Genomic DNA, 16,858 nt, shown 5'->3' with positions numbered 1-16,858 from the left:
GCTACACCCCCGCCCATGTCCAAGTCGACCCGACGCGCTCCGCTCGTCCTCCTGGCGGCCCTGACGGCCTGTGTCGCCCGTCAGCCCCTTCCCGCCCAGGACTCCGCCAGCGCTCCCCCAGCCCAGGCGGAGGCCCCGGCCGCTTCCCCCCGGCCCGAGCCCGTCTCGCCCACGTTGCGTCTGCCGACGCAGGTCCGCCCCACCGGCTACACCGTCGAGCTCACCCTGGACCCCTCCGCTCCCACCTTCCAGGGCGTGGTGGACATCGACCTGGACGTGAAGGAGGCCACCGACGTCCTCTGGCTCCACGGCCGCTACCTCACCGTGAAGGAGGCGACGCTCACCGTGGACGGCAAGCCCGTGGCCCTCGCCCCCGTGAAGGGCAGCGGGGACTTCCTCGGCTTCGTGCCCGGGTCCTCGCTGCGGCCCGGCACCGCGCACCTGCGCATCGTCTACGAGGGCCGGGTCTCCGAGCGCGAGGTCGTCGGCGCCTTCCGCACCCAGGAGGATGGGGCGTGGTACGCCTTCACCCAATTCGAGCCGCTCGGGGCGCGCCGCGTCTTCCCGTGCTTCGACGAGCCCTCCTTCAAGGTGCCCTGGCAGCTCACCTTCCACGTGCCCGCGGGCAACGTGGCCGTCACCAACACCCCGCTGGTGAGCGAGTCGCCGCGTCCGGAGGGCGGCACCACCTACCGCTTCGCCCGCACCCAGCCGCTGCCCAGCTACCTCATCGCCTTCGGCGTGGGCCCCTTCGACTTCCTGGAGGCGAAGCCCTCGGGGGAGAAGGCCGTGCGCACCCGCATCATCACCCCGCGTGGCCGCGCCGCCGAAGGTGCCCATGCCGCGAGCATGACGCCGGAGATTCTCGGCCACCTGGAGCGCTACTTCGGCATGCCCTACCCGTACGAGAAGCTGGACGTGCTGGCCGTGCCGCTCCTCGGCGGCGCCATGGAGCACCCGGGCCTGGTGACGTTCAACCCGGGGATCCTCCTGTCCAAGCCCACCGAGGATTCGCTCGGGAGGCAGCGCGGCTTCTACTCGGTGCAGATGCACGAGCTGTCGCACCAGTGGTTCGGCAACCTCGTCACCCTGGCGTGGTGGGACGACCTGTGGCTCAACGAGTCCTTCGCCACCTGGGCCACGTCGCGCCTCGTCGAGGACACCCGGCCCGCGTGGGACGCCTCCGTCGAGCGCGTGCACAAACGCTCCCGGGCGCTGAACACCGACAGCTTGGTGACGGCGCGCCGCATCCGCCAGCCCATCGAGACCGAGAATGACGTCCACAACGCCTTCGATGGCATCACCTACGGCAAGGGCGCCTCGGTGCTGGCCATGGCCGAGTCCTGGCTGGGCCGGGATGTCTTCCAGCGCGGCGTGCGGCGCTACGTGCGCGCCCATGCCCAGGGCAACGCCACCGTGAAGGACTTCCTCGACGCGCTCTCGGCCGAGGCGGGCAAGGACGTGTCCGGCGTGCTGGGCTCCTTCCTGGACCAGGGGGGCGCGCCGCTCGTCACCACGCGGCTGGATTGCTCGGGCAAGGTGCCGGTGGTGAAGCTCTCGCAGCAGCGCTTCCTGCCGGTGGGCTCGGCGGGCGAGGCGAGGCAGTTGTGGAAGGTTCCCCTGTGCGTGCGCTATGGCACGGGCCGGAAGTCGGCCCGAGCCTGCACCGTCATGGAGGGAGAGACGGCCGAGCTGCCCCTGACGGGCGCGCGCTCCTGTCCCGCCTGGCTGTTGCCCAACGCGGAGGGCGCCGGCTACGTGCGCGCCTCCCTGGATGGACGGATGCTGGGGAAGCTTCTCTCCACCGACAGCCATCAGCTCACCCGCGCCGAGCGCGTGGCCCTGCTCGGGGACGTGCAGGCCCTGGTGAGCGCGGGGGCGCTGCCGGCCGCGGACGTGCTCGGCCTGCTGCCGGGTCTGGCCGCGGAGAAGGACCGCCAGGTGTTCCAGGCCTCGTTGGAGCTGGTGAGCCTCCTCGAGCCCAAGCTCCTCTCCGAGGCGCGCCTGGACGACAGGGCGCGCTTCCTGCGTGACACCTATGGCGCTCGTGCCCGGACGCTCGGCTTCACCCCGCGAGCCCACGAGGACGAGGACACCCGGCTGCTGCGCCCCGTGCTGCTGAGCATCGCCGGCATCCAGGGTGGGGAGCCGAAGCTGGTGGCCGAGGCCAGGCAGCTCACGGTGAAGTGGCTGGGGGACCGCTCGGCCCTCGCCCCGGAGCTGGTGGGCCCCACGCTGGGCATCGCCGCCGCGCACGGAGATGCCTCCCTGCACGCGAGGTTGCTGACGGCGCTGCGCTCGGAGAAGACGCGCAAGACGCGGGAGCAGCTCCTCGGCGCGTTGGGTGGATTCACCTCCCCCGAGCTGGTGCGGGAGAACCTGAAGCTGCTGCTGGAGCCCTCCGGGGACCTGCGCGAGCTGGGATGGTTGCTGTTCTCCGCGGCCGGAGACGTGCGCACGCGGGACGAGGCCTACGCCTTCGTGAAGGAGCACTACGACACGCTCGCCGCGCGCCTGCCGGAGGAGTACGTGGAGGAGCTGGCCTGGGTGGCCAGCACGTACTGCGACCCCGTGCACCGTCAGGATGCCGCCGCCTTCTTCACCGAGCGCAACGCGCGCGCCTCCGGAGGCACCCGCACGCTCGCCCAGGTGCTCGAGGGGGTGGACCTGTGCATCTCCTTCAAGGCGGCCCAGGGCCCGGGCATCGAGTCCTTCCTCTCCTCGCCCAGGAAGGTGCGGGCTCCCGCCGGACGCTGAGGGCTGTCGTCCGGGAGACAGTCGAGGCTTTGCGGGTTTTCGATGGAAAACAGAGCCCACCGCCAAGACCCGGCTGCCTTGACCGTCCCGGAGGGGGATCCCTAGCCTTTTCACTCGGAGTAGCGGTTCCCCCCCTCGGAGGCGACGATGGCGCACGAGAAGGACGACGGCCTGTCTCCCCTGGTGTTCCCCCGGTCCTCCTCGCGTCCCGTCCTTCCTCGCACCCCACCCCGGGTGTGGCCGCCGGTGTCGCCGGCGGACATGGGGCGGGTGGTTCGGCGGCTCAAGGTGGCCGAGCGCCCGCGCGCCCCGGAGCCGGAGGTGCCGCTGCTGGGCACGGGCACGTGAGGGGCGGCGCTACTTCTTCTTGGAGAGGAAGGCGTTGAAGGCCTCGCGGGCCTCGGCCGAGCCGAGCCGCTGGATGAAGAGGGCGCCCTCGCGCGAGAGGGCCTCGTCCACGGTGGCGCGCACGGGCTCGCGCAGCAGGCGCTTGGTGAGGCGCAGCGACTCCAAAGGTTTGGCGGCGAGCGCGGCGGCGCGCTTCTGGACGAGCTCGGCGAGGCCGGCCTCGGGCACCACCTGGTTGACGATGCCGGCGCGCAGGGCGGTGGCGGCGTCGAAGGGCTCGCCGAACATGAGGAGCTCGGAGGCGAGCGCCATGCCGGCGATGCGGGGCAGCAGCAGGCTGGAGGCGCCCTCGGGGCTGAGGCCGAGGTTGACGAAGGGCATGCTGAAGACGGCGCGCTCGGAGGCGGCCACGTAGTCACAGTGCAGCAGCAGGGTGGTGCCGATGCCCACCGCCACGCCGTCCACACCGGCCACCACGGGGCGGGTGTGGTGCGCGAGGGCGCGCAGGAAGCGGAACACGGGGCTGTCCTCGCCGGAGGGCGGCGTCTCGAGGAAGTCCTTGAGGTCATTGCCCGCGGTGAAGGCGCCGCCCGCGCCGGTGAGGACCACCACGCGCACGGCGTCGTTCTTGTCGGCGTCGAGCAGGGCGCGGGCGGCCGCGTCGTACATCTCGCCGGTGAAGGCGTTCTTCTTCTGCGGCCGGTTGAAGGTGAGGGTGAGGATTCCCGCGTCGAGGTTCGTCAGCAGCGTGTCGGACATGGGAAGGGAGATTAGCCGGAGCGGGAATGGCGCGGGGCTTGCTTCGTTGCCTGGGGGGAGGCCTCGCGGCCCCTTCCAGGTGTCTCTCCCCGTCCACACCCGTGGTTTCCGGGCCACGGCACGGTACACCCCATGATGACCTTGCGCTCCCGAGTGTTGTCCCTCCTCCGTCTCCACGGGTTCCTGCCGGTGCTGCTCAGCGGCACGGTGGCCGTGGTGATGCTCCAGGCCCGGCTCGAGTGGAGTGGGAGGATGAGCTTCATCTTCCTGGTGTGGAACCTGTTCCTGGCGTTCGTGCCGTATGGGCTCGCGCTGCTGGCGGGCCTGCTGCATGCGCGGGGGCTGGCGCGGTGGTGGAACCTGCTGCCGCTGGGGGTGGCGTGGCTGCTGTCGTTCCCCAACGCGCCGTACCTGGTGACGGACTTCATCCACCTGAAGCCCCGGCCGGGCGTGCCGCTGTGGTTCGACGCGGCGATGCTGGCGAGCTTCGCGGCCAGCGGGTGGTTGATGGGGCTGCTGTCGCTGGAGGTGTGGAAGCGGTTGTTGGAGGAGCGGTGGGGGAGGGCGGTGGCGTGGAGCGGGGTGCTGGCGGCCTCGGTGCTGTGCGGCTACGGCATCTACCTGGGACGCTTCGAGCGGTGGAACAGCTGGCACGTGCTGAGCAGGCCGGGGTCGCTCTTCGAGGCGGTGCTCGGGCACCTGCGCGAGCCGCTGACATACCGGTGGCTGGTGGGGACGACACTCGTGTTCGCCGCGCTGGTGCTGCTCTCGTATCTCGTTTTCGAGACCCTGGTGACGAGGTGCCGGACGGCGCGGGTCCGGGCGTGAGTATGGAGTTTCTTCCACGCCAGACACGCTGGCCCTGCGGCTAGGAGGGCTGCATGGAGGGCCCAGGACAGCTGGGTTGGATTGCCCTCCGCCGTTCCGGAGATTACCCTCATTTTTGAGGGGGTATTCACGGAATAGACCTGTACCCCCGGGAGAGCACCATGAGCCGGCTGGAAGCGACCGTGCCAGAAGCACGGATGGACCAGGTAAGCCACCTCGAGGAAGAGCTGGGTCTGAGCAAGAGCCAGATTGTCGATGAGGCCCTGAGCCTGTTCTTCAAGACGGTCATGGAACTGAAGCAGGGGTGGCGGATCGCCTTTCTCGATACCGACACTCAGCGGGTGCGCGAGTTCACGAGCCCCGCGCTGACCCAGGTGGAGTGGGCGGCGCGGCGCGAGCGCATCGTCCTGTCGGACGCGGATTTCGACCGCACGCGGAAGTTGCTGGAGAACCCGCCTGGACCGACTCCTGCATTGAAAGAAGCGGTGGCGAGACGAAACAAGCGCAAGCACAGGAAACAGGAGTGAGGCCATTGCTGATTTCGAGACCCAGGCGTTCACGCGCGCGGACGGTTCCAGCGGGTTCGAGTCCGGTTCGACGGAACTGGACGTCTTCTTCCGAACCCAGGCGGGGCAGAATCAACGTCGGGGCTCGAGCCGCACGTGGGTCCTGAGGCGTCCTGGGGACAGGCCGGAGCTGCCGCTCGTTCTCGGTTTCTACACGCTGACCCTGGGGAGCCTGGAGCGGATGTCGCTACCCACGACGCTCTCCAAGGGACTTCCGCCGAGCTATCCCGTTCCTGTCATCCTCATCGGGCGTCTGGCGCGGCATGTGCGCGTGCGCGGTCAGGGTTATGGCGAGCGTCTCCTGCTCGATGCGCATGATCGTGCCCTGGAGGTCAGCGGCCACGCCGGTGGGGTGGCCATCGTCGTGGATGCCAAGGACGAGGCGGCAGCGGCGTTCTACGCGCGGTTCGGGTACCAGTCCCTGGAGAGCGGGAGGGAAGGAGTCTGGCCCCGCCGGATGATTCTGGCGCTGGCTGATATCCGGAAGGCGAACGAGGAGGTTGCCAGCGAATGAGCGCGTCTGGTGTCCGGCACGCGCTGTCAGTGCCCGTTGGCCGTGACGCGGCGGATGGCGTCGGCGAGCAGCGGGGCGAGGCTCACCACCTCGTGGTGGAAGGGCAGCTCCCGGTGCGGCACCACGCTGTCGGTGGAGATGAGGCGGCGGATGGGCACCTTGCTCAAGCGCTCCACCGCGGGGCCCACCAGCAGCGCATGGGTGGCCACCACGGTGATTTCGTCCGCGCAACCCGCCTCGCGCACCGCTTCCGCCGTGGCCGCGATGGTGCCTCCCGTGGAGATGAGGTCGTCCACGATGATGGGCCGCAGCCCCTTCACCTCGCCCACCAGTCCCCGGACACTCACGTCAGCGCCGCTCGTCCGGCTCTTGTGGACGATGGCCAGTGGCAGCCCGAGCTGGCGCGCGTACCGCTCCGCCAGCTTCACCGCGCCCAGGTCCGGCGATACCACCACCGCGCCCGGTCCCGCCAGGGGACGCACGGCCTCGGCCAGCAGGGTGCCCGCGTTGAGGTGCTCCAGCGGCATGGCGAAGCAGCCCTCCAGCGAGGGCGTGTGCAGGTTCACCGCCACCAGCCGCTCGAAGTGTCCGCGCTCTAGCAGGTCCGCCACCAGCTTGCCGCCGAGCGCCTCGCCGGTGCTCGTGCGCCGGTCCTGTCTCGCGTAGCCGAAGTAGGGCAGTGCCGCCATGAGCCGCCTGGCCCCTCCACGCCAGCACGCGTCCGCCATCAGCAGCAGCTCCAGCAGGTTCTCTCCCACGGGGGGCAACGTGGGTTGGATCAGCCACACGTCGCGGCCTCGCACGTCCTCCTGGAGCTCCACATGCAGCTCGCCATCCGGGAAGCGCTCGAGGTTGCACTTGCCGAGGGGTCGTCCGAGGGCTCGGGCGAGCGCCTCGCCGAGCGGGCGGTTGGCGGTGCCGCTGAAGACGGTCAGGTCCATGCATCTCTCCGCGCGTCCCGTGGGCCGGGCCGGCCGCTCCGGGTGGTCCGCATCATCCCTCATTCCGCCGGCGCTGACCCGGGGGATTCGTCCCATTGACTTCCCCCGTGCGCACGCGGGAGGTTCGGGACCCTCGTGCGCCTGCCCGTCGTCGGACTCCTTCGCGCCCTCCTCGCCGTCGTGCTCGGGTGGCTGCTGGTGCGTGGCCTCTCCAGCTTCCCGCCGGGGAGCGCCCATGTGGGCCTGCTCAACGCGGACATGGCCATCCCCGTGTTGATGGCCAACAACTCCTCCGGCCACCGGTTCTTCGACGCCTATTACTTCGGACAGGACCGCTTCGGCGCCTGGCCCTACCTGCTCGCGCGGCTGGCGCGAGGGGTGCTCGGCTTCGACTGGACGGCCTCGCGGCTCTTCTGGGCGCACGCGACGGCGGCGCTCCTGGCGGGTGTGCCCCTGGCGCTCCTCTCCCGGCGCGCGGGCCAGGTGGCCGCGGCCGCCTGCGCGCTCGTGGCCGTGACGAACCCCGCCGTCTTCCGCAGCTTCCTCAGCATCAGTCAGCCCTATGCGTGGCAGGTGCTGGCGATGTGTGGGGCCTGGGCGGTGCTGCACTCGCTGCTGCTGACGCCGGAGCGCCCCGGCAGGCGGCTGGTGGGGCTCGCGGTGCTGTCCTTCCTCGCGGTGTGGATGTCCACCACGAGCGGCCCGCTGCTGGTGTTGCTGCTCGGGGTGGAGCTGCTGGCCCTTCGGGGCCCGGAGTCCTGGCGCGAGCGGCTGTGGCGCGCGGTGCCCGTGGGGCTGATGGTGGCCGCGGGCATGGCGGGTGAGCGGACGCTGCGCTGGCGCTACCACCGCACCGTGCGGCGCGCCTTCGGCACCGACTTCCAGACGGACGTGCACCTGGACGTGGGGCACCTGCTCGACAACGCACGTGCCCTGGCGGAGGTGTGGGCGCGGGATGGGTGGAGGCTCGCGTTGGGGCTGGCGGTGGTGGGAGCGGGGGCCTTCCTCGTGCTGCGCGTGAGGGCCTGGCGGGGCGCGCGGGCCGTCCAGGTGCCCGAGGGGTGGGAGGCGCTGACGCTGGCGGCGGGGGCGACGGCGGTGGCCCTGGCCAACTTCGCCATCTGCGTGGCGGTGAACCACGTCCGCGGCAACCTCTATCACGAGCGCTATCTCACGCTCTCGCACCTCTTCCTCGCGATGGCCGCGGCGCTCGTGGTGCTCGCGGGAGCGCAGGCGCTGCTGGCGCGCACGCGGGCCTCGGAGGTGGGGGCGTCGCTGTTCGCGTTGGGGCTGCTGGGGGCCGCGCACGTGGGGATGCCCGCGCCGGCCCCGCTGCCCGAGCAGCGGGTGCTGGAGGAGACGGCGCGCGCGCTGCAACCGGAGCACGGGCATCGCGTCCTGATCGGAGGCTACTGGCACACCTACCCGTACGCGGCGCTCGCGCGTCCCGGGTCGGTGGTGGCGGTGCCCGTCGAGTGGGACTACCACCGCACGCGCTTCGATTGGGCGAAGCTGCGCGCGGCGGACGAGGTGGTGGTCAACCACGCGGAGCTCGAGGCCTTCGGCCCGGCGCACGCGCCACACGCGCTCATCGGCCAGCTCGGGGTGCTGCTGCGCCTGGTGCGCACCGCGAGCCCTCGCGAGGGCTTCTCCCTCTACGCGCGCGCCGACCGGGAGGCCCTGCCGATGAAGCCCGAGCCCTGGCCGTCGGAGTGGAACCTCTGTGACGCCTCGGCGCGCGCCAGGGTGCGCTTCGAGAGCACGGGGCCGGTGACGGTGCTGGTGCGGAGCATGGGCGTGCGTCCGGGGGACAGGACACCCCGGGCCGTGCTCGCCGGGCGGGAGCTGCCGGTGGAGGTGCTCCCGGACTTCTACCGGGTGCGGGTGGAGGAGCCCGTGGGAGGGGACCTGCCCCTGGAATTCGGTGCCATCCCGGGAATGGACCGGGGCGCGCCGGGCTGCCGGGCGCACGATGTCTTCGTGCTGCCCGGGTTCGCTTCCGCGACGCGCTGAGCACCGGGCCGGGCGGAGCGGATCCGAGAGAACGGCCGGGCCCTCGCAGGGGCGTCGGGAGCCAACGGCGCGCGCCATGCTTCTCCTAGACGAAGGACGCATGCGCCTCCGGAGGAACCCATGCGCTTTCGAGACAGGAGGGACGCGGGCCGTCAGCTGGCAGACCTGCTGACGGGGTATCGGGACGAGTCACCGCTGGTGCTCGGCCTGCCGCGAGGTGGAGTCCCGGTGGCCTACGAGGTCGCCCGGAAGCTGGGGGCTCCGCTGGACGTGTGGGTGGTGCGGAAGGTGGGGGCGCCGGGGCAGCCGGAGCTGGGGTTGGGGGCGGTGGCCGAGGGCGGGGCGCTCTTCCTGGACCGGGGGATGATGCGCTCGCTGGGCTACTCCGAGACGGAGGTGATGCAGACGGCCGAGCGCGAGGCGAGGGAGGTGAGTGCCCGCATCGCGCGCTTCCGGGGTCCGCATCCAGCGCCGGACATCCAGGGACGGACGATCCTCCTGGTGGACGACGGCGTGGCCACGGGCGGAACGGTGCGAGCGGCCATCCGGGCGCTGAGACAGAGACATCCGGGGAAGATCGTCCTCGCGGTGCCAGTGGGGGCGGTGGAGTCACTGGACTCGTTGAGCGAGGAAGTGGACGACGTGGTCTGCGCGCATCCAGCCGAGTTCATGATGGCGGTGGGCGAGTTCTACGAGGACTTCCGCCAGACGTCCGACGAGGAGGTGCAGCAACTGCTGGCGCGGGCGCGGGAGGGCCGCGGGGAGACACGAGGTCCCGATGCGGCGATGGACGCGGGGGACACCTGGTGGGTGTGAGCGCGAGAGGAGGAGCGACATGGCCGTGGAGCGGGAAGTCGTCGTGCTGGCGGGAGATGTGAGGCTCGGAGGGACGCTCGCCATTCCGGAGGGAGCACAGGGGCTGGTCATCTTCGCGCACGGCAGTGGGAGCAGCCGGCACAGTCCGCGCAATCGCTACGTGGCGTACTCGCTGCGGATGGCGGGGCTGGGGACGTTGCTGTTCGATCTGCTGACGGAGGACGAGGAGGTGGAGGACGAGGTGACGGCGGCGCTGCGCTTCGACATCGACTTCCTGGCGAGACGGTTGGGGGAGGTGACGGACTGGGTGTTCGCGCATCCGGAGCTGATGCGGATGCGGGTGGGCTACTTCGGGTCGAGCACGGGGGCGGCGGCGGCGTTGGTGGCGGCGGCGGAGCGCCCGGAGACGATCGGAGCGGTGGTGTCGAGAGGAGGGAGGCCGGACCTTGCGGGTGGGGCGTTGGAGCGGGTGCAGGCGCCGACGCTGTTCATCGTGGGAGGAGCGGATGACGTGGTGCTGGAGTTGAACCAGAGGGCCTGGGAGAGGCTGAGGGCGCCGAAGGAGCTGGAGGTGATCGCGGGGGCGACGCACCTCTTCCCTGAGCGGGGGGCTTTGGAGCGGGTGGCGGAGGTAGCGGCGGGCTGGTTCACGCGGTTCCTGGGTGTGCCCCAGGAACTGGAGACGAGACCCTGACTGAGGGTGACTCGGGCCCCAGGTTGTCTCCGTGTCTGCCCCCTCTCCCTCTGGGAGAGGGCTGGGGTGAGGGTCATCACATGGAGCCCCGTACACAGTCGGTGACGCCGCACCACGGCAAGGTGCACGCGGAGGACTGCCAGCACTGCGAGACGAAGGCGGGGACGGTGGACCGGATAGACCGGAAGGTGAAGCTGGAGGGGCCGCTGAGCGAGGAGCAGAGGAGGAGGCTGTTGGAGATGGCGGACCGCTGTCCGGTGCACCGCTCGCTGGAGTCGGAGATCGACGTGCACACGTTCCTGTTCTGAAAACCGGGTTAGACTGGGCGTCCCATGCCGGCACCAACGCCTCCCCCCTGTTTCGTGTGGCTCGACCTGGAGATGACCGGGTTGGACCCGGACGAGTCCGCCATCATCGAGATTGGCGTCATCATCACGGGCCCGGACCTGGTGCCGAAGGCGGAGCTGGAGCGGGTCATCTGGCAGCCGGAGGAGGTGCTGGCGCGGATGGAGCCGGTGGTGAAGGACATGCACACGCGCAACGGGCTGCTCAAGCGGGTGCGCGAGTCGCCGACGTCGCTGCGGATGGCGGAGCGGGACGTGACGGCGCTGGTGGCGCAGCACTGCGGGCTGGGCGAGGGAGTGCTCTGTGGCAACTCCATCCACACGGACCGGCGCTTCCTGGTGAAGTACATGCCGATGCTGGACCGGTACCTGCACTACCGGCAGGTGGACGTGACGAGCATCAAGGTGCTGGGGAACGCGTGGTTCCCGGACATGGTGCCGTTGAAGAAGACGACGTCGGGGCACACGGCGCTGGCGGACCTGAGGGCGAGCATCGCGGAGCTGACGCACTACCGCGCGCACCTGTTCCGCGCGCCCACGGGGAGCCAGGGAGGCACCTGAGCCTCAGTGCCCCCGGTTCAGCTCGGCGGACACGGTCTCCAGCAGGTCGTCCAGCTCGAAGGGCTTGGCCAGGAAGCGGCTGCCCTGCAGCTCCGACTTGGACACGCGCCCGGCGCTCATCACCACCACGGGAATGCTCCGCAGGTTGGGGTCTTCCTTGAGCCGGCGCAGCATCTCCTGGCCGTCCATCACCGGCATCATCAGGTCCAACAGGATGAGGTCCGGGCGGGACTCGTGCACGTGCTTGAGGCCCTCGGCCCCGTTGGCGGCCGTGGCCACCTCGTACCCCTCCACGGACAGGATGTCCGTGAGGGCCTCCAGGATGGCCACCTCGTCGTCCACGATGAGGAGCTTGCTCATGCGCGGCTCCGCTTGCGGACGGGCGTGCGCCGGTCCAGCTTCTTGCGCCGGGAGGGCTTCTTCTTCACGCCCACGGGCCGGGTCTTCCCGGTGGAGATGGAATCGGCGCTCTCGAAGGTGTCCGCCACGTCGATGCCCTGGGTCGAGATGGAGAACTCGCGCGGCGAGGACTCGTAGTCGCTCTCTCTCATCTTGAGGATGGACAGCATCCGGTACAGCTGGGAGCGCAATTCCACATACCGGAGGAACACGAGGTTGTCGACGGCTCCTTCCACCCCTTCCAGATTCGGCGCCAGCCGGGGTTCGAAGAGCACGTGGGTCTGCTGGGTCATCAGCGTGGTGACGCCGCGTGCACGCAGCTCGTTGAGCAGCGCGGTGAGGAAGCCGGGCATCCGCTGGGGAGCGAGCGTCCCGTGGATGAGCGGCTCCAGCCCGTCGATGACGAGCCGCCGCACCCGGTGGCGTTCCACCAGCGCCAGCAACCCGTGTACCAGGGCGTCTGGCAGCGTCTCCACGGGGGCCCGCGTCTCCAGCACCAGCTGCCCCGTCTCCAGCCACGGCCGCAGCTCCAGGCCCACGTTGGCGGCCTTCGCCACCAACCGCGAGCGCGTCTCCATGAAGCCGAAGTACAGGCCGGGCTCTCCCTTGCTTGCCCCGTCCGCCAGGAAGTGCAGCCCCAGCAGCGTCTTTCCGCTCCCCGGGGTGCCGAACAGCAGCGTGGTCGAGCGCTCGCTCAGCCCGCCCGCCAACATCACGTCCAGCCGTGCGAGGCCGAAGCCCAGCTTCCGCCCGTGCTCCGGGGCGTCCTCGGGTGGGTGGGGGTAGAGGGCCTCGACGCGCGGATGGACCACGAGCCCGTGGTCGTTGATTTCGAAGGTGTGCTGGCCGGTGAGCTGGGGCCCTCCGCGCAGCTTCGTCACCTCCAGGTCGCGCACCGCCTTGAGTCCCACCAGCTGCATCTCCAGCGACAGCACTCCGTCCACCATGGCGAACTGCGGATCCGCCGGGTTCTCCTGCCGGTGGGAGAGCACCAGCGTGGTGCAGCCGGCCAGCGCGTTGTGCACCCCCAGGGAGTGGAGGAACTCGCGGAAGGCCAGCTCCGTGTCCGCGCTCTCCCTGGCGGCCAGCAGCCCGTCCACCACCAGCACCGTGGCCTGGTGCTCGCGCACCGAGCGGTACAGCAGCCGCGCCAGTCCGTCGAGCCCCTCGGCCTTCAGGGTGGCGTAGCCGCTCACGTAGTGCAGCAACTGGCCGATGACCTCGCGGCGGAAGAAGTGCATGCCGCGCAGGTGCGTCATCATCCGCTCGTGCGACTCGGACAAGAGGGTGACGAAGACGGCGCGGCCGCCGGCCGCCACGTGCGAGAAGCAGAACTGGTTGCCGAGGATGGTCTTCCCCGTCCCCGGTGCGCCGGTGACCATATAGGTACCACCATGCAGCCACCCGCCGTGCAGGATGGTGTCCAGGCCCGCAGACCCGGTAGGCACCCTGCGCGTGGGCTCCTCGGACTGCGCGGCTTCGTTCACGCTCGCCACTCTGGTCTCGCCACTCCTCTCCCGAGCGGGACACTAGCGACCCTGGCCACGCTCCGAGGACTTTTCCGCCGGGAGTGTCGGAAGGTGCCCGAACCCGCCCGGGAGTGTCGGCTTCTAGACAGTGGTCTGGAGCCGCTCGCGCAGCACGTGCTTCTGCACCTTCCCGAGCGCGTTGCGGGGGAGGGCCTCGGCGAAGACGACGCGGCGGGGTTTCTTGAAGCTGGCGAGCCGGTCCTTGCACCAGTCCACCAGGGAGGCGGCCTCGGGGGTGGCGCCGGGGCGGGGCACGACGACGGCCACCACCTGCTCGCCGAAGTCCGGGTCCGGCAGGCCCAGCACCGCCACCTCGGCCACGGCCGGGTGCGTGGCGAGCACCTCCTCCACCTCGCGGGGGTACACGTTGAAGCCGCCGCTGATGATGAGCTCGCGGGCGCGGCCCGTAATATGGAAGTAGCCGTCGCCGTCCTTCAGGCCGAGGTCGCCGGTGCGGAACCAGCCCTCGGGGTCGAACGCCTCGGCGGTGGCCTCCGGGCGCTGCCAGTAGCCAGAGAAGACGTGGGGGCCGCGGACCTCGATTTCCCCCGTCTCCCCCGCGGGCAGCGGCTGGCGGGTGCGCACGTCCACCACGCGCGCCTCCTGGCCGGGGTAGGGCATGCCCACGGTGCCGGGGCGCCGCTCTCCCTCGTAGGGGTTGGTGGTGTTCATGATGGTCTCCGTCATCCCGTAGCGCTCGAGGATGCGCTGGCCGAACGTCTCCTCCACGTCGTGGAAGAGCTGGGGACTGAGGGGTGCGGAGCCGGAGACGAGCAGCCGCAGCGGGCGCGGGCGGAGGCCCGAGCGGCGGGCCTCCTCGACGAGCCGGCCGTACATGGTGGGCACGCCGAAGAACATCGTCAGCGAGGCATCGTCGCACAGGGCGGCGAGCACCTCGGAGGCGGTGAAGCGGCGGCGCAGGTCCACGCTGCCGCCGGAGTAGAGCGTGCCGTGCAGGCCCACCATGAGGCCATGGGTGTGGAAGAGGGGAAGGGCGAGCAGCAGCCTGTCGCGCTCCGTCCAGCGCCACGCCTCGGTGACGGCGCGCACGTTGGCGAGCAGGTTGCGGTGCAGCAGCATGGCGCCCTTGGATCGGCCGGTGGTGCCGGAGGTGTAGCCGAGCACCGCGAGCTGCTCGCCCCCGGGCAGGGGCAGTGACGCGGTGGTGTCTCCCTCGGCGAGGAGCGCCTCCAGGTCGACGGTGGGCCAGGGCACGGGCGTGGAGAGGGGCTCCACGGTGACGAGCCACTCCAGCGCGGGCAGTTGAGCCTGGAGGGGCGCGAGCTCGGCGGCGCCCGCCGTCCCGGTGACGCAGGCGCGTGCTCCGGAATCTGAGAGGATGTGACTCAGCTCCACCTGGCGGTACTGGGTATTGACGAGGACGACGACGCCCCCGGCGTACTGCGTGCCCAGGTAGGCGATGACGAAGGCGGGGCTGTTCTCCAGGAAGAGGGCCACGCGCTCACCGGGCTTCAGCCCCCGGCGGTGGAGGGCGCTGGCGAAGGCGGCGACGTGGCCGGCGAGCTGGCCGGCGGTGAAGCGCCGCTGCTCGAAGTCCAGGATGGGCCGCTCGGGAGTCTGGTGGGCGCGGGCGAGGAAGGTCTCGAGGAGGGAGGACGCCATGGGCGTGCAAGCTACTTCCCAGGAGCCCATTCCGCACTAACCTGGGCGCGGCGCCGGGACACCCTGGCCCGCTTCAACACCATCGAGAGGAAACGCCGTGGGGATCGTCCGCATCCTGGGATTCATGCTCGTCGTCGCCGGCACCGTGTTCCTGGTGAGCGCCTACCGCGCCACCGGCTCGCTCTCGGAGCGCGCCATGGAGACCCTCACCGGTCGCTACACCGAGCGCACCCAGCGCGACCTGGCCATCGGTGGCGCGGGGGTGGTGGGTGGCATCCTGCTCATCGCCTTTGGCGGGCGCCGCCGTCGTTGACGCACCCGCGTCATGCGCCCGCTGCCCCGCTTTTCCTTCTCAGCGGGTGTGAGCCATTCCGGACACCAGGGGTCAATCCTCTCCGAGAGGTCCAACCTTACCCGGGATGGACGAGTCCCCTGGAATCATGAGAATCCTTGACGATGGTCAGGTGGGGGGATGCAAGGAGGGAGACGTGCGCTCGGAGAAATTCTCGCTGCTCACGCGGGCTCTTGAGGAGCTCCAGGAAGGGCAGCTGTCCTCGGCGCGGCGCTCGTTGGGGGCGCTCACGAGGCTGTTGGACGTCGAGGGAGTCGCCGAGGACATGCAGTACTTCCTCTTCGCCACGGCGCTGGCCCGGAGGGTGGGCATCGGCGACGTGCGGCAGATGAACCTCTACCTGCGGCGCTTCGAGCTGCCGCAGATCGCCCTCTTCAACCTGCTGGGAGAGCGGCTGCCGTTGGTGTCCCTGGCGAGGGACATCGCGAACGACTGGCTGTGCGAGCTGCTCGCGGGCCACGAGGAGGCCACGCTGTTCGACGTGGGCCTGGGGACGGGGCGGCAGGAGGTGGCGCTGCTGCGGAAGCTGAAGGCGACCGGCGCCGCGCCCCGGCGGCTCACCCTGGTGGGGTTGGATCCGGACGGGGACAGCCTGGCCCAGGCGGAGACGGTCCTCACGGCCACCGCCCGGGAGCTGGGCTTCGAGCTGCGCTTCCGGAGCATCCCCAAGGTGGTGGAGGCGCTCGGCGAGGGGGAGTGGAATGCCCTGCGGGACTGCCCCGGGCCGCGCGTGGTGCACGCGGCCTTCGCCCTCCACCACATCGCCGCCGATGCGGATCGCCAGGAGCTCTTCCACCGGCTGCGCGCGCTGGAGCCCGCGGGCGTGGTGTTGTGCGAGCCGAACTCGGACCACTTCACCGACTCGCTGAGCCAGCGCTTCCACAACGTGTGGCGCCACCTCTTCTTCGTCTTCTCGCTGGTGGACGAGCTGGGCCTGCCACGGCAGGAGCGCAACGGCATCAAGCTCTTCTTCGGCCGCGAGCTGGAGGACATCCTCGGCGTGGTGGAGGACGCCCAGCGTTACGAGCGCCACGAGCGCACGGAGACCTGGCTGGGGCGGTTGCGCGGCGCGGGCTTCTTCCCGGAGGGGCGGGCCCGGGGGCTGGAGGGGACCGCGCGGCACCCCGCGCTCGCCATCCGCGAGGCGCCGGGCGTCGTGGGCCTGGGCTATCAGGAGGAGACCATCGTGTCCCTGCTGCGCGCGGTACCCGGGACGGCGGCGTGAACCTGGCGCCCGGATTGGAGGAGCGGGCCCGGCGGGTGCTGGAGGTGTGCCGGAGCGCCGGGGTGCGGCTGGCCCTGGCCGAGGCCAGCACGGGCGGATTGATCGCCGCCTGTCTCACGGACATCCCGGGAGCCTCGGCCGTGCTGGAGCGCGGCTTCGTCCCCTATTCGAACGAGGCCAAGACGGAGCAGCTGGGAGTGCCGGTGGAGCGGATGGTCGCCCATGGGGCCGTCAGCGAAGAGGTGGCGCGTGCGCTCGCGGAAGGGGCGCTGGCCCGCTCTCCGGCGGACCTCGCCCTGGGCGAGACGGGCATCGCCGGCCCCACGGGCGGTTCGGTGGCCAAGCCCGTGGGACTCGTCTATCTCGCCGTCGCACGGCGGGGCCGCCCCACCCGCTGCGAGCGCCATGTCTTTCCCGGTGACCGCGCGGCGATCCGCCGTGCCTCGGCGGCCCGTGGCTTGGAGCTGCTGCTTACCCTGCTGGAGGGGGACTGAGCACCTGTCAGGGTGGGTGTGAGTCTCCGCATTTGACCCGTCTGGAATGGTAATGCTCTCTCTCCAAGGATTTCCCCCATCCCCACCGTGCACCC

At 70.7% G+C, this 16,858-nt stretch carries 18 protein-coding genes; 13 read left to right on the top strand and 5 right to left on the bottom strand.

Translation table 11 applies throughout. The annotated features are described in order from the left end of the window. The first annotated feature begins 15 nt into the window (after window positions 1-15). Window positions 16-2,757: a M1 family metallopeptidase gene (locus tag NR810_RS11985; RefSeq protein WP_257451542.1), complete on the top strand. Its 2,742-nt coding sequence runs from the start codon at window positions 16-18 to the stop codon at window positions 2,755-2,757. Between the two features lie 147 nt (window positions 2,758-2,904). Then, the gene (locus NR810_RS11980) at window positions 2,905-3,105 is read left to right on the top strand and encodes a hypothetical protein (protein ID WP_257451540.1); all 201 of its coding nucleotides are present in this window, start codon (window positions 2,905-2,907) and stop codon (window positions 3,103-3,105) included. Window positions 3,106-3,114: 9 nt separating this feature from the next. Here NR810_RS11980 and NR810_RS11975 read toward each other — a convergent pair whose 3' ends face one another. After that, window positions 3,115-3,864: an enoyl-CoA hydratase gene (locus NR810_RS11975; protein WP_257451538.1), complete on the bottom strand. Its 750-nt coding sequence runs from the start codon at window positions 3,862-3,864 to the stop codon at window positions 3,115-3,117. 132 nt (window positions 3,865-3,996) lie between these two features. Here NR810_RS11975 and NR810_RS11970 point away from each other — a divergent pair, with 132 nt between their 5' ends. The 3 genes from NR810_RS11970 (at window position 3,997) to NR810_RS11960 (ending at window position 5,772) form a co-directional block, all read left to right on the top strand. Continuing rightward, a complete protein-coding gene (locus NR810_RS11970; RefSeq protein ID WP_257451537.1) occupies window positions 3,997-4,692 on the top strand; it encodes a DUF1361 domain-containing protein in 696 nt (231 codons plus the stop codon). A gap of 161 nt (window positions 4,693-4,853) precedes the next feature. Further along, window positions 4,854-5,219 carry a DUF1778 domain-containing protein gene (locus tag NR810_RS11965; protein WP_257451535.1) on the top strand — a complete coding sequence of 122 codons (366 nt, stop codon included), beginning with the start codon at window positions 4,854-4,856 and terminating at the stop codon, window positions 5,217-5,219. A 220-nt stretch (window positions 5,220-5,439) separates the two neighbouring features. Further along, the gene (locus NR810_RS11960) at window positions 5,440-5,772 is read left to right on the top strand and encodes a GNAT family N-acetyltransferase (protein ID WP_257451533.1); all 333 of its coding nucleotides are present in this window, start codon (window positions 5,440-5,442) and stop codon (window positions 5,770-5,772) included. A gap of 26 nt (window positions 5,773-5,798) precedes the next feature. On the opposite strand, the gene NR810_RS11955 is transcribed toward NR810_RS11960, so the two are convergent. Continuing rightward, window positions 5,799-6,713: a ribose-phosphate diphosphokinase gene (locus tag NR810_RS11955; protein ID WP_257451531.1), complete on the bottom strand. Its 915-nt coding sequence runs from the start codon at window positions 6,711-6,713 to the stop codon at window positions 5,799-5,801. Window positions 6,714-6,848: 135 nt separating this feature from the next. Here NR810_RS11955 and NR810_RS11950 point away from each other — a divergent pair, with 135 nt between their 5' ends. The 5 genes from NR810_RS11950 (at window position 6,849) to orn (ending at window position 11,141) form a co-directional block, all read left to right on the top strand. Continuing rightward, window positions 6,849-8,726 (top strand): hypothetical protein, encoded by a 1,878-nt coding sequence (locus NR810_RS11950; RefSeq protein ID WP_257451529.1) that lies wholly within the window; start codon window positions 6,849-6,851, stop codon window positions 8,724-8,726. A gap of 120 nt (window positions 8,727-8,846) precedes the next feature. Continuing rightward, window positions 8,847-9,542, top strand: coding sequence for a phosphoribosyltransferase (locus tag NR810_RS11945; protein WP_257451527.1), 696 nt, complete (start codon window positions 8,847-8,849; stop codon window positions 9,540-9,542). 19 nt (window positions 9,543-9,561) lie between these two features. Then, window positions 9,562-10,236 (top strand): dienelactone hydrolase family protein, encoded by a 675-nt coding sequence (locus tag NR810_RS11940; RefSeq protein WP_257451525.1) that lies wholly within the window; start codon window positions 9,562-9,564, stop codon window positions 10,234-10,236. An 80-nt stretch (window positions 10,237-10,316) separates the two neighbouring features. Beyond that, window positions 10,317-10,544, top strand: coding sequence for an OsmC family protein (locus tag NR810_RS11935; RefSeq protein ID WP_257451522.1), 228 nt, complete (start codon window positions 10,317-10,319; stop codon window positions 10,542-10,544). A gap of 24 nt (window positions 10,545-10,568) precedes the next feature. Further along, window positions 10,569-11,141, top strand: a complete 573-nt coding sequence (orn, locus tag NR810_RS11930; RefSeq protein ID WP_257451520.1) for an oligoribonuclease — start codon at window positions 10,569-10,571, stop codon at window positions 11,139-11,141. A 3-nt stretch (window positions 11,142-11,144) separates the two neighbouring features. Here orn and NR810_RS11925 read toward each other — a convergent pair whose 3' ends face one another. From NR810_RS11925 to NR810_RS11915, 3 genes are all read right to left on the bottom strand, one after another. Continuing rightward, window positions 11,145-11,501 (bottom strand): response regulator, encoded by a 357-nt coding sequence (locus NR810_RS11925; protein WP_257451517.1) that lies wholly within the window; start codon window positions 11,499-11,501, stop codon window positions 11,145-11,147. Continuing rightward, entirely contained in the window at window positions 11,498-13,027 is a 1,530-nt protein-coding gene (locus tag NR810_RS11920; RefSeq protein ID WP_257451516.1) for an ATPase domain-containing protein, read from the bottom strand. Before NR810_RS11920 ends, NR810_RS11925 begins: the two co-directional genes overlap by 4 nt. Window positions 13,028-13,150: 123 nt before the next feature. After that, the gene (locus NR810_RS11915) at window positions 13,151-14,692 is read right to left on the bottom strand and encodes an AMP-binding protein (RefSeq protein ID WP_257451514.1); all 1,542 of its coding nucleotides are present in this window, start codon (window positions 14,690-14,692) and stop codon (window positions 13,151-13,153) included. A gap of 97 nt (window positions 14,693-14,789) precedes the next feature. Here NR810_RS11915 and NR810_RS11910 point away from each other — a divergent pair, with 97 nt between their 5' ends. The 3 genes from NR810_RS11910 (at window position 14,790) to NR810_RS11900 (ending at window position 16,763) form a co-directional block, all read left to right on the top strand. Further along, window positions 14,790-15,005: a DUF3185 family protein gene (locus tag NR810_RS11910; protein ID WP_257451512.1), complete on the top strand. Its 216-nt coding sequence runs from the start codon at window positions 14,790-14,792 to the stop codon at window positions 15,003-15,005. Between the two features lie 127 nt (window positions 15,006-15,132). After that, window positions 15,133-16,269 (top strand): GRAS family protein, encoded by a 1,137-nt coding sequence (locus NR810_RS11905; RefSeq protein WP_257451510.1) that lies wholly within the window; start codon window positions 15,133-15,135, stop codon window positions 16,267-16,269. Next, window positions 16,266-16,763, top strand: a complete 498-nt coding sequence (locus NR810_RS11900; protein WP_257451509.1) for a CinA family protein — start codon at window positions 16,266-16,268, stop codon at window positions 16,761-16,763. Before NR810_RS11905 ends, NR810_RS11900 begins: the two co-directional genes overlap by 4 nt. The last annotated feature ends 95 nt before the right edge of the window (window positions 16,764-16,858 follow it).

The sequence above is a fragment of the Archangium lipolyticum genome, assembly GCF_024623785.1.
In the GTDB taxonomy this organism is placed as follows: domain Bacteria; phylum Myxococcota; class Myxococcia; order Myxococcales; family Myxococcaceae; genus Archangium; species Archangium lipolyticum.
The sequence above is the reverse complement of the archived record's forward strand: the minus strand, read 5'-3'. Positions and strand labels throughout refer to the sequence as shown.